At 70.2% G+C, this 19,070-nt stretch carries 18 protein-coding genes; 10 read left to right on the top strand and 8 right to left on the bottom strand.

All coding sequences use genetic code 11. From position 1 onward, the window contains the following. Window positions 1–87: 87 nt before the first annotated feature. From TBR22_RS02165 to TBR22_RS02155, 3 genes are read right to left on the bottom strand one after another with little or no spacing between them, the layout of a single operon-like run. Complete coding sequence (locus TBR22_RS02165) at window positions 88–1,362, bottom strand: NCS2 family permease (protein ID WP_239491312.1); 1,275 nt, start codon at window positions 1,360–1,362, stop codon at window positions 88–90. After that, window positions 1,359–2,537 carry a glycosyltransferase family 4 protein gene (locus TBR22_RS02160; protein ID WP_239491311.1) on the bottom strand — a complete coding sequence of 393 codons (1,179 nt, stop codon included), beginning with the start codon at window positions 2,535–2,537 and terminating at the stop codon, window positions 1,359–1,361. The genes TBR22_RS02165 and TBR22_RS02160 overlap by 4 nt, the downstream gene beginning before the upstream one ends. Further along, entirely contained in the window at window positions 2,534–3,052 is a 519-nt protein-coding gene (locus TBR22_RS02155; protein WP_239491310.1) for a hypothetical protein, read from the bottom strand. The genes TBR22_RS02160 and TBR22_RS02155 overlap by 4 nt, the downstream gene beginning before the upstream one ends. 133 nt (window positions 3,053–3,185) lie before the next feature. Between TBR22_RS02155 and TBR22_RS02150 the strand changes: the two genes are divergently transcribed. From TBR22_RS02150 to TBR22_RS02135, 4 genes are all read left to right on the top strand, one after another. Beyond that, a complete protein-coding gene (locus tag TBR22_RS02150; RefSeq protein ID WP_239491309.1) occupies window positions 3,186–3,845 on the top strand; it encodes a VTT domain-containing protein in 660 nt (219 codons plus the stop codon). A gap of 122 nt (window positions 3,846–3,967) precedes the next feature. Beyond that, window positions 3,968–4,690, top strand: coding sequence for a TVP38/TMEM64 family protein (locus TBR22_RS02145; protein WP_239491308.1), 723 nt, complete (start codon window positions 3,968–3,970; stop codon window positions 4,688–4,690). A 179-nt stretch (window positions 4,691–4,869) separates the two neighbouring features. Further along, window positions 4,870–6,036 (top strand): hypothetical protein, encoded by a 1,167-nt coding sequence (locus tag TBR22_RS02140; protein WP_239491307.1) that lies wholly within the window; start codon window positions 4,870–4,872, stop codon window positions 6,034–6,036. Then, complete coding sequence (locus TBR22_RS02135) at window positions 6,033–7,571, top strand: peptide ligase PGM1-related protein (RefSeq protein ID WP_239491306.1); 1,539 nt, start codon at window positions 6,033–6,035, stop codon at window positions 7,569–7,571. The genes TBR22_RS02140 and TBR22_RS02135 overlap by 4 nt, the downstream gene beginning before the upstream one ends. A 100-nt stretch (window positions 7,572–7,671) precedes the next feature. On the opposite strand, the gene TBR22_RS02130 is transcribed toward TBR22_RS02135, so the two are convergent. The 4 genes from TBR22_RS02130 to TBR22_RS02115 all read right to left on the bottom strand — a co-directional run bounded on the left by TBR22_RS02130 (window position 7,672) and on the right by TBR22_RS02115 (window position 10,324). Next, window positions 7,672–8,037: a four helix bundle protein gene (locus tag TBR22_RS02130; protein ID WP_239491305.1), complete on the bottom strand. Its 366-nt coding sequence runs from the start codon at window positions 8,035–8,037 to the stop codon at window positions 7,672–7,674. Between the two features lie 531 nt (window positions 8,038–8,568). Then, window positions 8,569–8,823 (bottom strand): hypothetical protein, encoded by a 255-nt coding sequence (locus TBR22_RS02125; RefSeq protein WP_239491304.1) that lies wholly within the window; start codon window positions 8,821–8,823, stop codon window positions 8,569–8,571. A gap of 68 nt (window positions 8,824–8,891) precedes the next feature. Continuing rightward, the gene (locus tag TBR22_RS02120) at window positions 8,892–9,008 is read right to left on the bottom strand and encodes a helix-turn-helix domain-containing protein (RefSeq protein WP_239491303.1); all 117 of its coding nucleotides are present in this window, start codon (window positions 9,006–9,008) and stop codon (window positions 8,892–8,894) included. A 191-nt stretch (window positions 9,009–9,199) separates the two neighbouring features. Continuing rightward, entirely contained in the window at window positions 9,200–10,324 is a 1,125-nt protein-coding gene (locus TBR22_RS02115) for an esterase family protein (protein ID WP_239491302.1), read from the bottom strand. Window positions 10,325–10,433: 109 nt separating this feature from the next. On the opposite strand from TBR22_RS02115, the gene TBR22_RS02110 reads away from it, so the two are divergent. The 3 genes from TBR22_RS02110 (at window position 10,434) to TBR22_RS02100 (ending at window position 13,569) form a co-directional block, all read left to right on the top strand. Then, window positions 10,434–11,285: a hypothetical protein gene (locus tag TBR22_RS02110; protein WP_239491301.1), complete on the top strand. Its 852-nt coding sequence runs from the start codon at window positions 10,434–10,436 to the stop codon at window positions 11,283–11,285. A 29-nt stretch (window positions 11,286–11,314) separates the two neighbouring features. Continuing rightward, window positions 11,315–12,106 carry a 3-ketoacyl-ACP reductase gene (locus TBR22_RS02105; RefSeq protein ID WP_239491300.1) on the top strand — a complete coding sequence of 264 codons (792 nt, stop codon included), beginning with the start codon at window positions 11,315–11,317 and terminating at the stop codon, window positions 12,104–12,106. Between the two features lie 65 nt (window positions 12,107–12,171). Further along, window positions 12,172–13,569, top strand: a complete 1,398-nt coding sequence (locus TBR22_RS02100) for a glycoside hydrolase family 88 protein (protein WP_239491299.1) — start codon at window positions 12,172–12,174, stop codon at window positions 13,567–13,569. Window positions 13,570–13,669: 100 nt separating this feature from the next. Here TBR22_RS02100 and TBR22_RS02095 read toward each other — a convergent pair whose 3' ends face one another. Next, window positions 13,670–14,857 carry a DUF1624 domain-containing protein gene (locus TBR22_RS02095; RefSeq protein WP_239491298.1) on the bottom strand — a complete coding sequence of 396 codons (1,188 nt, stop codon included), beginning with the start codon at window positions 14,855–14,857 and terminating at the stop codon, window positions 13,670–13,672. A 123-nt stretch (window positions 14,858–14,980) separates the two neighbouring features. Here TBR22_RS02095 and TBR22_RS02090 point away from each other — a divergent pair, with 123 nt between their 5' ends. The 3 genes from TBR22_RS02090 (at window position 14,981) to TBR22_RS02080 (ending at window position 19,069) form a co-directional block, all read left to right on the top strand. Next, window positions 14,981–16,657 carry a long-chain-fatty-acid--CoA ligase gene (locus tag TBR22_RS02090; RefSeq protein ID WP_239491297.1) on the top strand — a complete coding sequence of 559 codons (1,677 nt, stop codon included), beginning with the start codon at window positions 14,981–14,983 and terminating at the stop codon, window positions 16,655–16,657. Window positions 16,658–16,719: 62 nt separating this feature from the next. Further along, window positions 16,720–17,472, top strand: a complete 753-nt coding sequence (locus TBR22_RS02085) for a hypothetical protein (protein ID WP_239491296.1) — start codon at window positions 16,720–16,722, stop codon at window positions 17,470–17,472. A 217-nt stretch (window positions 17,473–17,689) separates the two neighbouring features. Further along, window positions 17,690–19,069 (top strand): TolC family protein, encoded by a 1,380-nt coding sequence (locus TBR22_RS02080; RefSeq protein WP_239491295.1) that lies wholly within the window; start codon window positions 17,690–17,692, stop codon window positions 19,067–19,069. Window position 19,070: the final 1 nt, after the last annotated feature.

The raw sequence follows: 19,070 nt of genomic DNA, 5'->3' as shown, positions 1-19,070 counted from the left end.
CCAAGGCGGGATCACCGCCTCGGTGTTGCGACGTGTGGCGAGACCTGGGCAATTCCTGAAATTCCTGAAATTCTGAAACTGCTCCGCCTACCCGTGCAGATACAGCAGCCCCACCGCCAGCACCCCGAGCGCCCAGTGTCCTGCCGCAAGATCGCGGGCGCGGCCGGCGACGACGAATGCCACCACGTGCGCGACGAGCCCCCACAGCAGCCCCTGCGTGATCGACAGCGTCAGGGGAATCAGCACCAGCGTCAGGAATGCCGGCACCATCTCCTCGAGGACCCCGAACGGCAGCGTGCGGCAGGTGCGGAACATCAGGACGCCCACCACGATCAGCACCGGCGCGGTCGCGTACGACGGCACGGCGGCCGCCAGGGGCGCGAGCAACAGCGCTGGCAGGAAACACAGCCCTGCCACGACGGCTGTGAGGCCGGTCCGTCCACCGGCGTTGATGCCTGCCGCACTTTCGACGTAGGCCGTGCCGGAGGAGGTCCCCAGCAGGCCGGCGCCGAGCGTCGCCCAGGCGTCGACGATCAGGCCCTGCCGCAGCCGGATGGGTCGGCCCTCATCGTCGGTGAACCCCGTCGCCTCGGCCACGCCGATGAACGTGCTCAGCGAGTCGAACAGGTCGGTGAACAGCACCGCCACGATCGACGGCCACAACGCCGGCGCGAGCGCGCCCCACAGGTCGAGTTGCAGCGTGACCGACGTAAGGTCAGGCTGACTGAACCATGAGGCGGGCGGCGTCACCAGGCCGAAGCCCCATGCCAGGGCGGTCACCGTGACCATGCAGGCCAGGAAGGCCACCGCATAGCCCCGCACCATCAGCGCCACCGCGATCATCAGGCCGACCACCGCGAGCAGCACCTGCGGCGTCATCGGGCCCGGCCGCACGATCGTCGCCGCGTCGGCGACGATGATCCCGGCGCCCTTGAGCCCGACCAGCGTGATCAGCAGGCCGATGCCGCAGGCCATCGCCGTGCGGAGCGAGGGCGGGATCGTCGTCGCCAGGCGTTCCCGCAGCGGCGTCAGCGAGATCGCCAGGAACAGCACGCCGGCCCAGAACACCATGCCGAGGGCGGTCGGCCAGGGCACCTTCTGGCCGACCACCAGCGTGTAGGCGAAGAACGCGTTGAGGCCCATGCCCGGCGCCACCGCGAAGGGCAGCCGCGCGTACACGCCCATCAGGATCGTGAGCGCGGCGCAGAGCAGCACCGTCGCCGTCAACACGCCGTCGAAGGGCATCCCCGTGCCATCACTCAGGATGGCCGGATTGACGACGATGATGTAGGCGGTGGCGAGGAAGGTGGTGAGCCCCGCGACGATCTCGGTGCGGACCGCCGCGGGGGCCGGCTCCGTCACTTGTCGGCCACCTGCGCGAGGAACGGCTCCAGCGTCGCCATCACGCGCGGCCAGCGGTACCACGTCTCGACGTACGCGCGTCCCTGCGCGCCGAGGCGCACGGCGAGGTCCTCGTCGGTGGCCAGCAGCGACAGCCCCTCGACGAACTCGTTGGCGTGGTGGTAGTAGAGGCCGCCGTTGGCGCGCAGCGTCTGGCCCTTCAGGACCTTGCAGCCGCCGTTCACGAGCGCCGGGACGCCGTGGTTCCACGCCTCGAGCAGCACGAGGCTCAGGCTCTCGTACGGCGACGGCATGATGAGCGTGCGGGCGCTGCCGAGCAGCGTCTCGCGCAGGTGCTCGGGCACGAAGCCGAGCGGACGAATCTGCGGATGGCTCGGCACCTCCATGAACTCGGGCCCGGCGAGGACCAGCGGCAGCGAGGGCCTCCCCTGCTCGACGTAATGGAGGTAGTGCCGGAACAGCGTGTCGCAGCCCTTGTTCTTCTCGAGGCGACCGAGGTAGAGCGCGTACGGGAAGCTCACGCCCATGTTCTCGAGCTCACCGCGCAACTCGGGGTGCGGCAGTTCCGCAGGGGCGAGCCCCGACCCGACCACGCACGAGGGCGGCAACGGCCCCCGGGCGCGACTGGCGACGAGATCCCGCTCCTCCTCGGTGAGGAACACGATGCCGGCCGGCTGCGTGAAGTAGTCGGCGAGCACGTCGAGCCAGATCGTCGGGTCCTCCTCGGCCGTCGGCACGAGGATGGCCCGGTCCCGCACGAGCGGCAGCCCGAAGTAGCTCGGATAGTAGCGGTACGACCAGAAGAGCACGAGGTCGTACGTCGTGCCCTCGACGCGCAGGTGCTCGAGGAGCCCCGGGACGGTGGGCCCGTTCTCCTCGAACCAGGCGTGCTGCTGCTCGGTGGTCGATCGGCGCCCGAACACCTCGTGACTGAGGTCGGCGAACCGGTGCAGGTGCCGCTGGTGCGAGACGGGGAACCTGCGGATGGCGACGCGCCCCAGCCGGCTGTCGCCGGGCGGGTACGCGTTGCGCCACGTGAGGTAATCCTTCGCGCAGCTGGTGAGGACGGTGACCTCGTGGTGCTCGGCAAGGCGCTCGGCGACGGCGCGGCAGTGCGCCTCGGCGCCGCCCGTGACGTCGGCACCGTAGCGCTGGACCACGCAGGCGAGCTTCACGAGCGCCCCTCCGCGTCGGTCGGGGCGACGCGCTGGCGCTCGAGGGCCTCGACACGCGCGGCCAGCCGCGCATGCTCGATCGCCAGTTGCTGCAGGCACGCCATGAGCACGAAGTTGAGGCGCTCCTGGCGCGCGAAGTTCTCGCGGCTGTAGTCGTACAGCCAGCGCGTGACGGGGAGCACCAGCTTCTGCTTGAGCCACACGATCGCGCCGCCGGCGACCGGCCGGTGGCTCGACAGCCGCAGCGACGGATTCACCCGCCAGTCGTCCTCGTCGTCGAGCAGTTCCGGCAACAGCAGGAGGGGGCGGTCGCACTGCTGCAGTGCGCGCTCCAGCAGCTGCTCGGCGGCGAGGAAGACCGCTTCGTCCTCGAACTCGCGCACGCCGCTGCGGACCAGGCGCGCCCGGACCTCGGCGCGCACACGCGCCCGCACCTCGGCCATCAGGTCCTCTGTGGCGATCCAGGTCCGGTCCGAGGTGTCGGGGGTGGCTGGCGGGTGCGGCGGCGTGGTCACGGCAAATCCCTGTTGCGCGACAGTTTAGCCCGTTTCAGGGGCGGTGGCCCGGCAGCCGCGTTCGGCGTTCGGCGCGGCCGTCCCGTATCCTTGACGTTCGGCCGTCCCGTCCGGGGCCGCCTACCTGTCCCGCATGGAACTGCTCGCCGATCTCCTCAACTGGGTCCGCACGCTGCACAGCGACGAGGGCGTGCGCGCCCTGATCGCGTGGGGCGGGCTCGGCGTCCTGGTCGCCATCGTCTTTGCGGAGACCGGCCTGCTCGCCGGGTTCTTCCTGCCCGGCGACTCCCTGCTCGTGACCGCGGGCGTCGTCTGCTCGGGTGCGTTTCCCGGGCTGCCGCCGCTGAACATCTGGGTCACCAACCTGCTGCTCGTCGCGGCGGCGGTGATCGGCGACCAGGTCGGGTACGGCCTCGGGCTGAAGGCCGGTCGGGCCATCTACAACCGGCCCGATACCCGGTTCTTCAAGAAGAAGTACCTGTACGAGGCGCAGGAGTTGTACGCGACCAAGGGTGGCTCGTCGCTCATCGTCGCGCGCTTCGTGCCGGTGATGCGGACGTTCGTGCCGTTCATCGCGGGCGTCGCGCAGATGCCGTACCGCAGCTTCGTCGCTTACAACGTGGTGGGCGGCGTCCTGTGGGTGACCAGCCTGCTGTGGATCGGCTACTTCCTCGGCCTCAGCCCGCTCGCCAAGCAGGCGCACCACGTGATCCTGCTGGTCATCATCGTGTCGGTGCTCCCGCTCGGATGGGAGATCCTGAAGCGGTGGCGGCACGCCACGGGACGGGCGTGAGATCCCGGCTCAGGGCGGTGCGACGCCGTGATTCCAGCCCGGACGGCTCAATCCGCGGCTCGGGATGCTCTCTGGGCCCTGGGCGCTGAGCCTCGAGCCTGCTACCGCGCCCTGAGCCCCCAATGAACCAGCCGCCCACCGGTTCCACGGCCGCCCGGAAGCTCGCGCCGCTGGCGATCGTCTCGCTGCTGCTCCCCCCGCTTGGCGCGGTCCTGCTCATCGGGTACCTGTCGCGGCTCGGACCGTGGTTGCAGGAGCAGGGTCTCGAGGGCATCGCCATCTACGTCGCGGGCTTCGCGCTGCTCGGGGGCTTCGCGCTGCTGCCCACCTACGCACCCGCGCTGCTCGGGGGGTGGGCGTTCGGCGACCGCATCGGGATCCCGGCGGCCCTGGCCGGCTTCGTTCTCGCCTCGGCCATCAACTACGCCTGGGCGCACCGGTGGTCGGTGGTGCACGCAGCGCAACTCCTGCAGGAGCGCCCCCGCTGGCTGGCCGTCCGGAACGCGCTGGTGGGCCGTTCCTGGTGGAAGACCCTGCTGGTCGTGGCGCTCGTGCGCGTGCCGCCCAACTCGCCGTTCGCCCTCAGCAACGCCGCCATGGCCGCCGCGCGCGTGCCGATCGGCGCCTACCTGCTCGGCACGCTCCTCGGCCTGGCGCCACGCACGGCCGTCGCGGTGAAAGCCGGCTCCCACCTCTCCACCCTCGACTTCAGCCAGCGCGATGCGTTCGGGTCGGCGGCCATCGCCATCGGCCTGGCGATGGTCGTCCTCGGCATCCTGGGCTGGCTGGCACGCCGGGCCCTCGACACCGCGATCGGCAGCGAGCAAGGCGGCTCAGGGCTCTAGGCTCGGGGCTCAGAAACCATGGTGCCGGTTCGCTGGTATCCGCCGGAGCCGGGTGACACGGTGATGCTCTCGGCGCCTCGAGCCCGTCGCCTCGAGCCGTTCGGCGTTCGGTGTTCGGCGCTCTGGATTCCCGTGTACGATCGACGCGTTCCTCCGCGAAACCGACACCCGAGCCGACCGTGCCCTTCGACTGCCGCCATCAGTACGCTTACGGGCACGACGCCTGCGTGGCCGATTGCCCGACGCGGCACCCGACGAGCGGGTTCATCTACCAGCGGGTCAACACCCATGACGATGCCCCCATGGCCGAGGAGGGCACGGTGGAGGTCGCCATCCTCGACATGAACCACGGCTGGCCCAACCTCGGGCACGCTGCCGTGGTGCGCTCGCTGCGCCAGGTGGTGTGCGACCTGCGCGAGGCGCTCTCGGAGGCCGGCCTGCGTGTCCGCGTCTCGTCCTACGACGTCCGCAGGCACGGCGGCACGCCCGACGTGCACGACCGCGACGGCCTGCTCTGCATCGGGACGGGCGGCCCCGGTCACCTCGACCCGCGCCGCAACGACGGCTGCAGCGCCGGCAGCCAGGGCATCGTCGAGGATCCCGCCTGGGAGCCGCAGGTGTTCGGCCTGTTCGACCAGCTCCGCACCCATCCCGAGGGCGTGCTGCTCGGCATCTGCCACACCTTCGGCATCATGTGCCGCTGGCTCGGCGTCGCCGACGCGCACCTGCGCGGCCCGGAGAAGGGCGGCAAGAGCGCCGGCATCATGGAGAACGCGCTGACGCCGGCCGCACGCGAGCACCCGTGGTTCCGGTACCTGAGCACGCAGGCGGGCCCGTCGCAGCGCATCGCCGTGCTCGACAGCCGGCTGTACGACCTGCTGCCGGCAGGTCCACTACCTGCGCACATGCAGGCGATCGGTTACGAGACGATCGGCGTCGGCGGGCCGGTCGGGCCGGCGCTGACCATGCTGGAAGTCGCCCGCGACGTGGCCGACGGCATGCCGCGCATCCTCGGCGTCAACCACCATCCCGAGATCGTCAACCGCCCGCGGCAGCTGTCGCTGCTGCGCCGGCGGCACGCCGCGGGCAAGATCGACGACACCTGGTACGAGGAGCGGCGCCGGACGCTGATGGAGACGCTCGACGACCGCGCGGGCGAGCAACAGCTGGCACTCACCTCGAGCTTCTCCCTGCACGGCCCCCTTCGCTACCATCTGGGCCGACGCCTGCGGCGTGCCGCCGAGCGCCTCGGGCGGCCGTGGCCGCTGCACGAACGCACCACGCCGCTGGCGATGCTCGCCACCGGCGAAGTGCTGTCCCTCGACGAACTCGGAGCCGCGCTGTGATTCCGCAGCCGCCATTTGCCGCCACGCTGACACCGGAAGAGGAACTGCGCCGCTTCGAGGAACTGAAGCCGCGCCTGAACCAGGTCTGGGACGTGCTGATGCGCACGGCCGACCAGCCCGGCACCTCCGTCGTGGTGCCGTCGCTGACGCTCGATCAGGACGAACTGCGCAAGCTCGATGGCGCCACGTTCTACGAGGAACGCCTGCTGTTCCTCCTGATCCGCCTGCGCAACCCGCGCGCCCACGTCGTGTACGTGACGTCGCAGCCGGTGCACCCGCTGATCCTCGACTACTACCTGCACCTGCTCGCCGGCGTGCCGGCCAGCCATGCGCGGGCCCGCCTGACGATGCTGTGCACGTACGATGCGTCGCCGCGCGCGCTCACGCAGAAGATCCTCGAGCGGCCGCGCCTCATCGAGCGCATCAGGCAGGCGATCCCCGACCCGTCGCGGGCGTACCTCACGGTGTTCAACTCGACGCCGCTCGAGCGGAAGCTGTCGGTGCTGCTCGGCATCCCGCTCAACGGCCTCGACCCGACGCTCAACTACCTCGGCACCAAGTCGGGGAGCCGCAAGGTGTTCCGGGAGGCCGGTGTCGAACTGCCGGAGGGCTTCGAGGACCTGACCGGCGAGGCCGACGTCGAGGATGCGCTCGTCGAACTCGCCCACCGTCGGCCCGGCCTGCGCAAGGCCGTCGTGAAGTTGAACGAGAGCTTCTCGGGCGAGGGCAACGCGATCTTCCGGTTCCCGGAGCAGGCCGACGACCGCCTGGCGATCCGCAAGGCCTTGCGCAACCTCGAGTTCGCCGTGCCCTGGGAGACGCACCACAACTACTTCCAGAAGTTCACGCGGATGGGCGGCATCGTCGAGGAGTTCATCGACGCGGCCATCAAGGTGTCGCCGTCGGCGCAGCTGCGCACCAGCCCGACCGGCGAGGTGCTGCCCACCTCGACGCACGATCAGATCCTCGGCGGGCCGTCGGGCCAGGTGTACCAGGGGTGCAGCTTCCCGGCGCACGAGGACTACCGGATGGCGATCCAGTACCGGAGCGTCCTGGTCGGCCAGGCGCTGGCGCGGCAGGGCGTGGTGAGCCGGTTCGGCGTGGATTTCCTGGCGTATCGCGAGTCGGTGGACGAACCGTGGAAGCTGACGGCGCTGGAGATCAACCTGCGCGTGCTCGGCACGACCCACCCGTTCCTGGCGCTGCAGTTCCTCACGGGCGGCCAGCTGGATCCGGACACGGGCGAGTTCGTCTCGCTGAGCGGCCGCCCGAAGTTCTACATGGCCACCGACAACCTGCGTGCCGCCACCTACCGCGGCGTGCTCCCCGAGGACCTGATCGACATCGTCACCGACAACGGACTGCACTATTCGCACCGGACGGAGTCGGGCGTGCTGTTCCACCTGATCGGCGCGTTGTCGGAGTACGGCAAGCTCGGACTGACGGTGATCGCGAGCAGCCCGGAGGAAGTGCAGGATCTGTACGCGCGCACGCTGGACGTGCTGGCGCGCGAGACAGGAATAGGGCACGCGTAGTGAGCGGAAGGGAAGAAGAGTAGAAGGGTAGAAGGTAAGAAGGCAGGGCGGGAAGGAAGAAGGAAGGGCAAGGGAAGAAGGGGAAGAAGGGGAGAAGGGGTCAAGGGAGATCCCTGAGGCGCTTGATCGAGGCCGAGAGGATCGCGACGAGTTCGTGGGCTTCGTTCAGGAGCCAGCAGATGTCGCTGTCCCTGGCGCAGAGGCGGGATTGGTCGATCAGGCCGAGCCAGTAGGCTGCCTCTCGCGCCTCGCGCAGGGCGCCAGCCCTGAGCGCAATGAGATGGCGGCGGGTCATTGCAGAATCTGCTTCCGCGTTGTGCGCGCCGATCGCAGTTCCTGCACGCAGCGCCTGCTGCAACAACGAGTGCGGGATCACGCCGCGCTTGCGTTCGTCGGCCGTGAACATCAGCAAACGGCCCGAAAACACGGACGACCGCTGAACCAGATCCCTCCGACGCGTGTGCATGGCGTTCTGTCTTCACAGCACGCGCCGTGCCACTTCCCCCTGTGCAACCGGGGACATGGGTAACGAACCAGACCCTTTCACGGGTGCGTGGCCGCGACATGGCGCCCCTGCCAGGCCGGCGAAAGCGGAAAGCGGACGGGCCAGTCCCCGTCGGGCGTGTCAGCCAATCCCACGAGTTCGCCCCGGCGGGCTTCACGCCCGATGGCCAGGCCGCCGTGTGGTGACGGGCGCCTGCAGTTCTCCGCGCCGGTCACCTCGGGCAGCGAGCCACCTGATCTGGCCCGAGCGTTTGACGCAGCGGACCTGGTGCTGCGCGTTCGTACCAAGGGTCCTCGATGCGCGGGGGTAGGGGCAGGGCGAGGAGTGATAGCGCGTCGCGGGTGGCTGCATTTCGAGCGCCTCGTGCGGACACTCGTCGTTGAAGAGCCGCCGATGCGCATCGGAACGCCGCTGCCGTGCGCGTGGTGTGGGCGCAGGCGGTGTGCAGGTGTCCTGCTGCAAGGTCAGATGAATGCGCTCGTGGCGGCCGTTCTAGTGGGGCGCCCCGGGTGTGATCCGGTAAGGGGCGATGCCGAGCTTGCAGCGCGTGCCGTCCTGCGTGCGAGACCAGCCTTTGACGTCGATGCACCACACGTCGTTGGGCGTGGTGGCGTCCGCCAAGGGCTGCGTGAGCGGCACCGGGTAGCGCGTCCGGCGCTGCGGCGCGCTGAGACCGCGTCGCCGCAGCAGATCGCCGATGGTGCTCGCCGCGGGCCACGCCGTCGCCGGATCCCGCCGATGCAGCACGGCACGCAGCCTCTTGGGCCCTCAGGTCGGCTGCTGCTGGCGCAGCGCCTCGTCGCCGACTCGGGCTCCTACCGGCAGACCCACTTGTAGGCCGTCTTGCGACTGATGCCGTACCGGGCGGCCAACTCGGTCATCGTCCAGCCCTCGCGCAGCCAATCCGCGATGAACGCCACACGCTGATCCATGGGACAGGTCTCTTTCCAGGGCATCGCAGGACCGACCTCCTGCCTCCCTCGTACCTGTCACCCATGCATCCGGTCCACTCTGTTACCTATGTAACCGATTCAGCGCCCCGCCTTTCCCCTTCCCCCCTTGCTCCTTGCTCTTCCTTCTTCCTTCCCGCCCTGCCTTCTTACCTTCTACCCTTCTACTCTTCTTACCTTGCCCACACGTATTCCAGCGCCGTGGGCAGCGTCTGCGCCTTCACTGCCCTGTCGCAGTGCCCGGCGTTGCGCACGAACAGGAACTGGTACGGGTATCCCTTCGCGGCGAGCGCCTGCGCCATGCGCTCGTTGGCCTCGACCCAGTCGTGCATGTCGTCGCGCATGACGTTGGGGTTGTAGAGGTCGCGGTCGCCGACGTGCATCCAGATGCGCAGCGGCTTGCGCGGCGTGTTCGGGATCAGCGTCGTGTGGTAGCCCCACGCCCCCTGCGGCGTCTCCGGGTTCCACGGCCACTGCTGGTTGACGAAGGTGCCCGAGTAGCTCAGGACGCGGTGGTACAGGTCGGTGCGGTACCACGCCATCGAGAGCGCCGCGGCCGCGCCTGAACTGCAGCCCATCGTGGCGCGCTGATCGGGGTCCTTCGTGAGGCGCACGTCGAAGCGCTTCTCCACCTGCGGCAGCACGTCGTTCTCGATGAACTCCGCGTAGCGGCCGGAGAGCGTGTCGTACTCGCGTCCGCGCTGGCTGCCCTGCGCGTCGCCGCCGCCGTTGGCCACGGCGATGCCGATCATCACGGGGATGCGCTTCTGCGCGATCAGGTTCTCGAGCGTCGTGAAGAGCATCGGGTCGGGCCCGTCGGCCCCGACGATGAAGGGCGCCACCGTGCCGCGCACGTACTGCGCCGGCACGAAGACGGTGACCTTGCGCGTCCACGGCGCCGGGCGACTGGTGGGCACGTCGAGCTTCGCGGGGTTCGACGGGTCGGGTGTCCCGAACGTGCCGGGATCGCGGGCGATGCCGTCGGGGTAGACGGTGCTCTCGCCCGAGGTCAACGTGAACTCGTGCACCGTGCCCTTCGGCACGTCCTCGCGTGCCATCGTCTCCGGCGCAGGCGCGTGCGTCGGACCGACGATGAAGTTGCCGTCCTGGGTGGGCCGCGGCAACGTGCCGTCGGGCAGTTCGGTCGCCTGCACCAGGCGCAGCGCGGGTCGGGTGGGCGGCGTCGGGCGCGGCCGCGGCGCCTCGGTCGGCTGCGTCGCCGGCGGCACCTGGCCCTGCGCCCCGAGCAGCTTCCACCCGCTCATCAGCATCGCCACGACCGCGGCCGTGACAGCCATCGCCTGTCGCCTGTTCCCCACGTGCGTCCTCCCGCTTGCGCAAACCCTTCGCGTGGCGCAGAGTGTGCGCGGCCACCTCGGTCGGATGCAAGCCCTCGTCGGAGCCGGCATGACGCGACTCGCTCGGGCACTCCTCATCGTCCTCCTGTCGTTGCCGCTCGCCTCGTCGGCGCTCGCGCATCCCGCCGTGAGCGTCGTGATCGACAAGGGGGGCACGGTGTACTACAGCGACACCGAGCGCGTCTGGGCCATCGCCCCGGACGGCACCCGCCGTGTCGTCGTGCCTGACGTGCACACCCACGAGCTATGGCTCGACTCCGACGGCACGCTCTACGGCGAACACCTCTGGTACAACGGCGACGCCACCAATACCTGGGGGCATCGCGTGTGGAAGCGCACCCCAGCCGGGGTCATCAGCATCGTCATCCCCAACCGCGCCGGGTTCCTGCAGGACCACCGCGACTTCACGTTCGCGCGTGATGGGCGGCGGCACCTCTACTGGATTGAGGGATCACGACCGGCGCGCGTGATGACGCGCGCCGCCACCGACGCACGCCCGGAGGTACTGGCGTCCATGGCGTTCACCAACCAGTCGTGGCTCACGGTAGTGGCCGACGGCACCTGCTACGTGAGCGAAGGCGGAGTGGTGTGGCGTATCCGCCGCGGTGCGAGCGCCGAGCGGCTGCCGGCGGCGCTGAGCCGAAGTCGGGAGCGCCTCGCCGTGATGGGCATGGCCGTAGGGCCGGATGGCTCGCTGTACGTCGCGGCGTTCGAGGACGGCGCGGTGCGACGATTGTCGCTCGCCGGACAGGTGACGACCGTCGCCACCACCCCGCGCGACTGGAAGCCGACCGGAGTGGCGGTGGCACCGGACGGCGCCCTGTGGGTGCTGGAGGCCTCGTCGACCAACGCCCAACGCGTCAGGCGAGTGGCTGCCGACGGCTCGTCGCGCGTCTTCTGATCGACGGCTTCCGGATAGAATCGGGACCCATGTCGGTCGTCCCCGTCGTCCTGATCACTGGCGCCAGCCGTGGGCTCGGGCGCGGCATCGCCCTCGAGGCAGCGGCGCAGGGCTGCTCGGTGGCCATCAACTACGCGAGCAACGCAGCGGCCGCGCACGAGACCGCGGCGATGTGCGCCGCGGCGGCGGCGAGCCCGGAGCAGCGGTTCGTGCCCATCAAGGGCGACATCGGCAATCGCGACGACCGCGCCGGGCTGCTCGCGCACACGCTCGACACGTTCGGCCGGATCGATGCCCTCGTGAACAACGCCGGCATGGCGCCGCGGGTGCGCGCCGACCTCACCGAGACGAGCGAGGCATCGTTCGAGGAGCTGATCCGCGTCAACCTGCAGGGGCCGTTCTTCCTGACGCAGGCGGTGGCCAAGCACTGGCTCGCCAGGCCGTACGCGCCAGCCCTCGAGGGCGGCTTCAAGATCCTCTTCATCACGTCGATCTCGGCCGACACGGCCTCGATCAACCGCGGTGAGTACTGCGTCTCGAAGGCCGGCCTGGCGATGACGTCGCAGCTGTGGGCGGTGCGCCTCGCTGCCGAGGGCGTGCAGGTGCTCGAGTTGCGTCCCGGGATCATGGCCACCGACATGACCGCGGGCGTGAAGGACAAGTACGACGCGCTGCTAGCCGACGGGCTGGTCCCGCAGCGCCGCTGGGGCACCGCCGAGGACGTCGGCAGGGCCGTGCGAGCGGTGCTGGCCGGCGCCTTCCCGTTCACGACCGGCGACGTGATTCACCTCGACGGCGGCTTCCACGTGCGACGCCTGTAGGCGAAGCAGTCGGCCGGCTCGGAGAGCCGGCCGTACCCGCCGATTCCCGACTCCCGCCTCCCGACATGATCAGAATCGACAAACGCCTCACGCCCAAGTCCCTGCTCCCTGCCGTCGACCGGATGTTCGACCTGTCGGGCCGCAAGGTCGCGCTGATCGAGAAGTCGTGGAACCCTGCGCACGGCACGCCCGTGTTCACGGTGCGCGGCAGGTACACGTCGCGCGGCTGGACCGAGTGGACGCAGGGCTTCCAGTTCGGCTCGGCGATCCTCCAGTACGACGCGACGGGCGATCCGGCGATGCTGGAGATCGGCCGCAAGGCGACGGTCGACCTGATGGCCAGCCACGTGAGCCACGTGGGCGTGCACGACCACGGCTTCAACAACGTGTCGACGTACGGCAACCTCCTGCGCCTGGCGCGCGAGGGCCGCATCGAGGCGAGCGACTGGGAAGTGCGTTTCTACGAGCTTGCGCTCAAGGTGTCGGGCGCCGTGCAGGCGGCGCGCTGGACGGAGCTGCCGGAGGGCCTCGGCTACATCCACTCGTTCAACGGTCCGCACTCGCTCTTTGCCGACACGATGCGGTCGCTGCGCTCGCTGGCGGTCGGCCACCGGCTCGGGCACGTGCTGATGGGAGAGCGTGATCGGAAGATCTCGCTGCTCGGTCGCCTGATCCAGCACGCCGACACGAACGCGCGCTTCATCGTGTACTTCGGCAAGGGCCGCGACGCCTACGACGTCCGCGGCCGCGTGGTGCACGAGGCCATCTTCAACCTGAAGGACGGCTCGTATCGCTGCCCGTCCACGCAGCAGGGCTACTCGCCGTTCAGCACCTGGACGCGCGGCCTCGCGTGGGTGATCACCGGCTACGCCGAGGAGCTCGAGTTCCTCGAGACGCTTGCCCCGCAGGAGTTCGAGGCGCACGGCGGCAAGAAGGCCGTGCTGCGGCGCTACCTCGACGCGGCGCGCGCCACCGCCGACTTCTACCTCGCGCACACGCCGACCTGCGGCGTGCCGTACTGGGACACCGGCGCGCCAGGCCTCGCGCACCTCGACGACTACCTCGATCGTCCCGCCGATCCGTTCAACGACCACGAGCCGGTGGACAGTTCCGCCGCGGCCATCACCGCGCAGGGCCTGATCAGGCTCGGGCTGTATCTGGGTGCGGAGGACCGTCGGCCAGGGCCGACGGCCACGGCCTCGGAAGGCGAGCGATACCTGAAGGCTGGCCTGACGGTGGCGCGCACGCTGCTGGACGAGCCGTACCTTTCGACGTCACGGACGCACCAGGGCCTGCTGCTGCACGCCGTGTACCACCGACCGAACGGCTGGGACCACATCCCCAGGGGGCGCGCCATCCCGTGCGGCGAGTCGTGCATGTGGGGTGACTACCACCTCCGCGAACTCGGTCTGCTGATCCGCAGGATGGCCCTGAAGCAGCCGTATTACACGTTCTTCGCCTGACGGCCGACCTGAAGGTCGGCCGCTACGAGACCGACGTGGTGCGTCGCGTGGCGGTTGGCGCGCATGTCCGTAGGCGTCGACCTTCAGGTCGACGCGCGGTTCAGAGATAACTGAGCCACCAGTCGCGGCGGCGCGCCTTGACGCCGGCCACCCACGCGCAGAGCGGGTAGAGCGCCAGCACCACCAGCACCCAGATCAGGTACGTGCCCGGCAAGCCGACCCCGTATCCCTTGGGGAAGAACGCGAAGAAGGTGAGGAAGGCGCCGGGCACGAAACCCTGCGCCACGCCGAGGCCCATGGCCACGAGGTGGATCAGGTAGAGGTGCGCCATGTAGAACGCGAAGGGCGCGCGGCCGAAGGTCGCGAGCGGTCGCGCCAGCGCTGCGGGCAGGCGGCCGGCGACGGCGCAGAACATCGCCGCCGGCCCGAGCGTCATCAGCACGAACAACAGGCTCGGCGGGTACTTCGTCACGTTGAGGAAGTCGATGACGGTGCTCGCCACGCCCTGCACCCGCCACGGGTCCGGATCGCCGTACACGCCGGTCGCCCTGATCACCAGGAACGCCAGCGTCGCCGCCGCGCCCCAGGCCAGCAGGCGGCGGTCGCGCCGCGCCGCCACGTCGTCGAACACGCCCGACGAGCCGAAGCCGAGGAGCATCACGCCGAGCCACGGCAGCAGCGGGTAGACGTTGACGACGAGGAAGGGGCCGATCACGCGCGAGAGCTGGGCGTGCAGCCCGACCCACCACGGCGGCGTCAGGTCGAACATGCCGGTGGTCGCCGGCCACACCCCGTCGAGCAGGTTGTGGCCCAGCACGATGCCCAGCGCGAGCACCAGACATGTGCGACGCCCGAGCCACTGCAACGCGGCGAGGGCGACCATGCTGGCGCCGATCGCCCAGATCACGCCGAGGGCCACGAGCACCGCGCCGCCGAACTCCGCCACGCCGGTCGGTGCGAACGTCCACGCCAGCGACACGACGGTCGCCTCCATCACCACCAGCCAGAGCCCGCGCGCCAGCAGGAAGCGGCCGAGCGCGGCATGGGTGCGGCGCGTCGACATCAGGCCCGCACTGGCGCCGGCGAGGAAGACGAAGACGGGCGCACAGAAGTGCGTGACCCAGCGGGTGAGGAACAGGGGCAGGTCCGTCGAGGCGCTGGCGGCGGGGTCCTGGATGCCGCCGATCATCACGTAGTCGCGCACGTGATCCAGAGCCATGATGACGATGACCAGTCCCCTGAGGATGTCGATCGTCGGTATCCGGTAGTCGCGCGCGTCCGTGGACATGAACGAGCATGGTACGCCCGTCCCCGGCGCGTGGAGGGCGATACTCGGCCACCGCCGGCGTGCCAGGCCGCGTCAGGAACGTCGCGGTTGCCTGCACTGCCGGGCGTGGCCTCATGATGAGGCATGCAGTTGTCCGTTCCCGCCCTGCTGCGTCGGGCGGCCTCGCTCTTCCCCCACAAGCCGATCGTGTCCCGCGAGGCCGATGGCAGCATCGCGCAGACGACGTACGGCGCGTGCCTCGCGCAGTCGCGTCGCCTCGCGGCGGCCCTGCGCGCCCTGGGCGTGGGCCCGGGAGACCGCGTGGCGACGTTCTGCTGGAGCCACCAGCGTCACCTGCAGGCGTTCTACGCCGTCCCGGCGCTCGGCGCCATCCTGCACACGCTGAACGTCCGCCTGGCGGCAGACGAACTGGCATTTGCCATCACCGACGCCGACGACGCCGTGGTGATCGTCGATGCGGACCTCTGGCCGGCGTTCGAGCCGGTGCGGCCACGCATCGGCGACCGGCGCGTCGTGGTCATCGCCGACGGCGGCGACGTGCCTGCCGGCACGCTCGACCACGGAACACTGATCGCCGCCCATGCGCCGCACGACGATGACCCCGACATCGACGAGCAGGCGGGCGCCCTCCTGTGCCACACGTCGGGAACCACCGGCCGGCCCAAGGGCGTGCTGTCATCGCACCGTGCGCTGGTGCTGCACGCGATGGCGCAGGCGTTGCCGGACATGTTCGACCTGTCGGAGCGGTCGATCGTGCTCCCCGCGGCGCACATGTTCCACGCCAACGCATGGGGGCTGCCCTTCAGCTGCGCGCTCGTGGGCGCGTCGCAGGTATGGCCCGGGAGACGGCTGGACGCGGCCGGCCTGGTGGAGCTCTTCGCGTCCGAGCGGGTCACGCACACGGCCGGCGTGCCGACGATCGCCCACGACCTGCTGCACCACCTCGACGCGCATCCGGACCGGGACGTCTCCGCGCTGCGGGTGATGCTCGTGGGAGGCGCGGCGCTGCCAGAGGCGACGATCCGCGCCTTCGCCGAGCGTCACGGGGTGCGGCTGCTACATTCGTGGGGCATGACCGAGACGGGCCCGCTGGGGACGCTGTCGCGCCTGCCGAGCGAGCTGGCCGGCGCGCCGCCGGACGCGCAGTACGCGTGGCTGGCGACGCAGGGCCGACCGGCGCCGCTGGTGGAGATCCGCGCCCGGGCCGGCGACGGCGCCATGGTGCCGTGGGACGGGGCGACGCCGGGAGAGCTCGAAGTGCGCGGGCCCTGGATCGCGTCGGCGTACGTCGGAGCCGCGGCGGTGCACAGCCCGTCGTCCGCGGATGTCGCCTGGACGTCCGACGGCTGGCTGCGGACCGGCGACGTGGTGACGATCGGCCCCACGGGGCAGGTGTCGGTCACCGACCGCATGAAGGACCTCGTCAAGTCCGGCGGCGAGTGGATCAGCTCTGTGGCACTCGAGGCGTTGCTGCTCGAACACCCGGGCGTCGCCGAAGTCGCGGTGATCGCCACCCCGCACGAACGCTGGGGCGAGCGCCCGCTTGCCGTGGTCGTCCCGGTCCGGGACCGACCGGCGCCGACGCTGGCCGAGATTCGGGCCCATCTGGCCGGGCGCGTGCCCGCCTGGTGGGCGCCCGACGCCCTCGTCCTGATGGAACGCCTGCCCCGCACCGCGTCGCACAAGGTGCGCAAGGACCTGCTGCGTCAAGGGACGAGGGACACGCGACCAGTCACCAGGGAGTCAGGCGACGAGGGACAAGAGAAAGGCCAAGGGACAGGGGACCAGGCCGCTGAGTGAGCCTCCCGCGTGACTGGCGTCCTCGTCCCTTGTCCCTTGCGCGATAATGGCCTGTTCTCGCTGTGACCACCCTCGTCCGCCCCGAACAGCCCGAAGACGAACTGCAGTCGCTGCACGCGCGCGTGAAGGACCTCGAGGCCGCCGTCGACGCGCGGACCGCCGACCTCGACGCCTTCAAGCTCGAACTGGAGGCCTTCCGGATCCGCTACCGGAAGGAGGTCGGGCTGCTCCACGATCAGCTCGACGAACTGGAGATCGCCATCGCCGAGCTCGAACTCGGCGAGCTGTCGCGGAAGGTGGCAGAGGCCAGGGCCGCCGAGGACGCCGGCGAGGCGCCACCGGCCGACACCGGCCCGTCTCCCGTGATCGACGTGCCGCCGCGCTTCACGTCCGACGCGGTGCGCAAGCTGTTCCGCGAGGTCGCCAAGATCATCCATCCCGACCTCGCCCATGACGGGCACGCCCGCGACCACCGACACGCGCTGATGGTGCAGGCCAACCGCGCCTATCGCCTCGGCGACGAGGAGCAACTCCGGTGGATCCTGCAGATGTGGGAGCGGAGCCCAGAGGCCGTGCGCGGCAGTGATCCCGACGCGATGCGCCTGCGCATGCTGCGCCGCATGTCGCAGCTCGAGGAACACCTCGACCGGCTCGAGACGGAGCGTTCCGAGCTGCTCGCCTCGCCGATCGGGAGGCTGAAGGTGATGGTCGACGAGTCGGCGGCGAAGGGCAAGGACCTGATCGCGCAGATGGTGAAGCAGCTGCAGCGCGACATCATGGTGGCGACCAATCGTCTCGACGCGATGCGCCACTGAACAGGACGAGGAACGAGTACTCGAGTTACAAGGGAGCCAAGGGACAAGGGGCAGGAAAGGCAAGGGACGAGGGACAGGGGCGCAGCGGCCTCGTGCCTTGTCACTGAGCCTGCTCTCCCTTGTGCCTCGACTCCCTGGTCCCTTGCGTACGGGTCCCTTGTGACTCGTTCGCCTCGTCATCGTCCGTTCACCGGGCGATGCGATAGAGTCAGGGCGCATGTCACGCATCGTGGCGGGCGCGACCGCCGTGCAGGCCAGATGCCGCGCGTGGGCCTGGGTGCTGCCGGCCCTCGCGCTGGTGAGCGGCTGTGCCGTGAAGTCGTCGCCGGCACTGCCCGCGCCAGCCGACTCCCTGCATCAGCGCACGGGCGTCGCGATGCGTACGGCCGACGACACCGCGCCCGGGGTGCCCGTCGGCGTTGACCTGGCAGACGGGCTGACGGCAGACGAAGCGGTGGCACTGGCGCTCTGGAACAACGCGGCTTTCCAGGTCAGCGTCAGCGAACTCGGCTTCGCGCGGGCCGATCTGGTCGAAGCCGGCCTGCTCTCGAACCCTGTCCTCTCACTGCTCTTCCCCGCGGGCGTCAAGCAGTTCGAGGCGACGCTCCGCTGGCCCGTCGAGGTGCTGTGGGAGCGCCCTCGTCGTGTGGCGATGGCGCAACTGGCGCTCGACGTCGCTGGCCAGCGCCTCGTGCAGACCGGCCTCGACCTGACGGCGTCCGTGCGGATCGCCTACGCCGACGTGAGCCTGGCCACCGACCGCGCGGCGCTCGCACGAGAGGCCGCCGACTTGCTGACCCGGATCGACACCTTGACCCAATCGCGGCTGAAGGCCGGCGACATCAGCGAACTCGAGGCCAGGGCCGCGCGGGTGGATGCCACGCGCGGCCTGCAGGACGTCGAACGCGCCGACTGGGACGTCGTGCTCGCCTGGAACCGGCTGCGACTCCTCCTCGGCGTGCCCGACAGCACGGCCCCACTCGTCCTGGGGGCGCCTGCGGCCCGCGCGACGTGCAGCCCGACGAGCGACCTCCTGCGTGAGGCTCTGGTGGCGCGGCCAGACGTCCGGGCCGCGGAACTGGCGGTCGAGACGGCTGGCGCACGAATCGGCTGGGAGAAGTCACGGATCCTGGCGCTGACGGCCGTCCTCGACGCCAACGGCCAGGGCATCGACGGCTTCGAGATGGGCCCCGGCATCGATGCCAGCCTGCCGATCTTCAATCGCAACCAGGGTGGCCGGGCGCGGGCCGAGGCGGACCTGCAGCGGTCCTCGGCGGCCTACGTCGCGATCCAGCAGCAGGTGGGCTTCGAACTGCGGGAAGCCACCACCCAGTTCGACCAGGCGCATCAGTCTGCTGCGGCCTGGCAGGAGCGTATCGTCGCGCCCCTGCGGGACAACCTGGCTGACGCCGAGCGCTCGTTTGCCCAGGGCGAGATGTCGTACCTGTTCGTCCTGGAGAACAGTCGCCGCCTGACCGACGCGCGTGTCCGGGCGCGGGAGCTCGAGGCCGACCAAGCGCGTGCGCATGCACGCATCGAACGTGCGGTGGGCCGGTCGTGCGGCCGCCCGCCCGTGAAGGCGCCGCGTGGCCAGTGAA

Origin of the sequence: Luteitalea sp. TBR-22 (genome assembly GCF_016865485.1) — a bacterium.
GTDB lineage: Bacteria > Acidobacteriota > Vicinamibacteria > Vicinamibacterales > Vicinamibacteraceae > Luteitalea.
This window is presented reverse-complemented; position numbering and strand designations above follow the sequence as displayed.

Coding starts and splice junctions, on each gene's coding strand:
- TBR22_RS02150 (WP_239491309.1), top strand. CDS start 3,186: ATGGAACTGCTCGCCGATCTCCTCAACTGGGTCCGCACGCTGCACAGC.
- TBR22_RS02145 (WP_239491308.1), top strand. CDS start 3,968: ATGAACCAGCCGCCCACCGGTTCCACGGCCGCCCGGAAGCTCGCGCCG.
- TBR22_RS02130 (WP_239491305.1), bottom strand. CDS start 8,037: ATGCACACGCGTCGGAGGGATCTGGTTCAGCGGTCGTCCGTGTTTTCG.
- TBR22_RS02120 (WP_239491303.1), bottom strand. CDS start 9,008: ATGGATCAGCGTGTGGCGTTCATCGCGGATTGGCTGCGCGAGGGCTGG.
- TBR22_RS02115 (WP_239491302.1), bottom strand. CDS start 10,324: ATGGCTGTCACGGCCGCGGTCGTGGCGATGCTGATGAGCGGGTGGAAG.
- TBR22_RS02110 (WP_239491301.1), top strand. CDS start 10,434: ATGACGCGACTCGCTCGGGCACTCCTCATCGTCCTCCTGTCGTTGCCG.
- TBR22_RS02105 (WP_239491300.1), top strand. CDS start 11,315: ATGTCGGTCGTCCCCGTCGTCCTGATCACTGGCGCCAGCCGTGGGCTC.
- TBR22_RS02100 (WP_239491299.1), top strand. CDS start 12,172: ATGATCAGAATCGACAAACGCCTCACGCCCAAGTCCCTGCTCCCTGCC.
- TBR22_RS02095 (WP_239491298.1), bottom strand. CDS start 14,857: ATGTCCACGGACGCGCGCGACTACCGGATACCGACGATCGACATCCTC.
- TBR22_RS02090 (WP_239491297.1), top strand. CDS start 14,981: ATGCAGTTGTCCGTTCCCGCCCTGCTGCGTCGGGCGGCCTCGCTCTTC.
- TBR22_RS02080 (WP_239491295.1), top strand. CDS start 17,690: ATGTCACGCATCGTGGCGGGCGCGACCGCCGTGCAGGCCAGATGCCGC.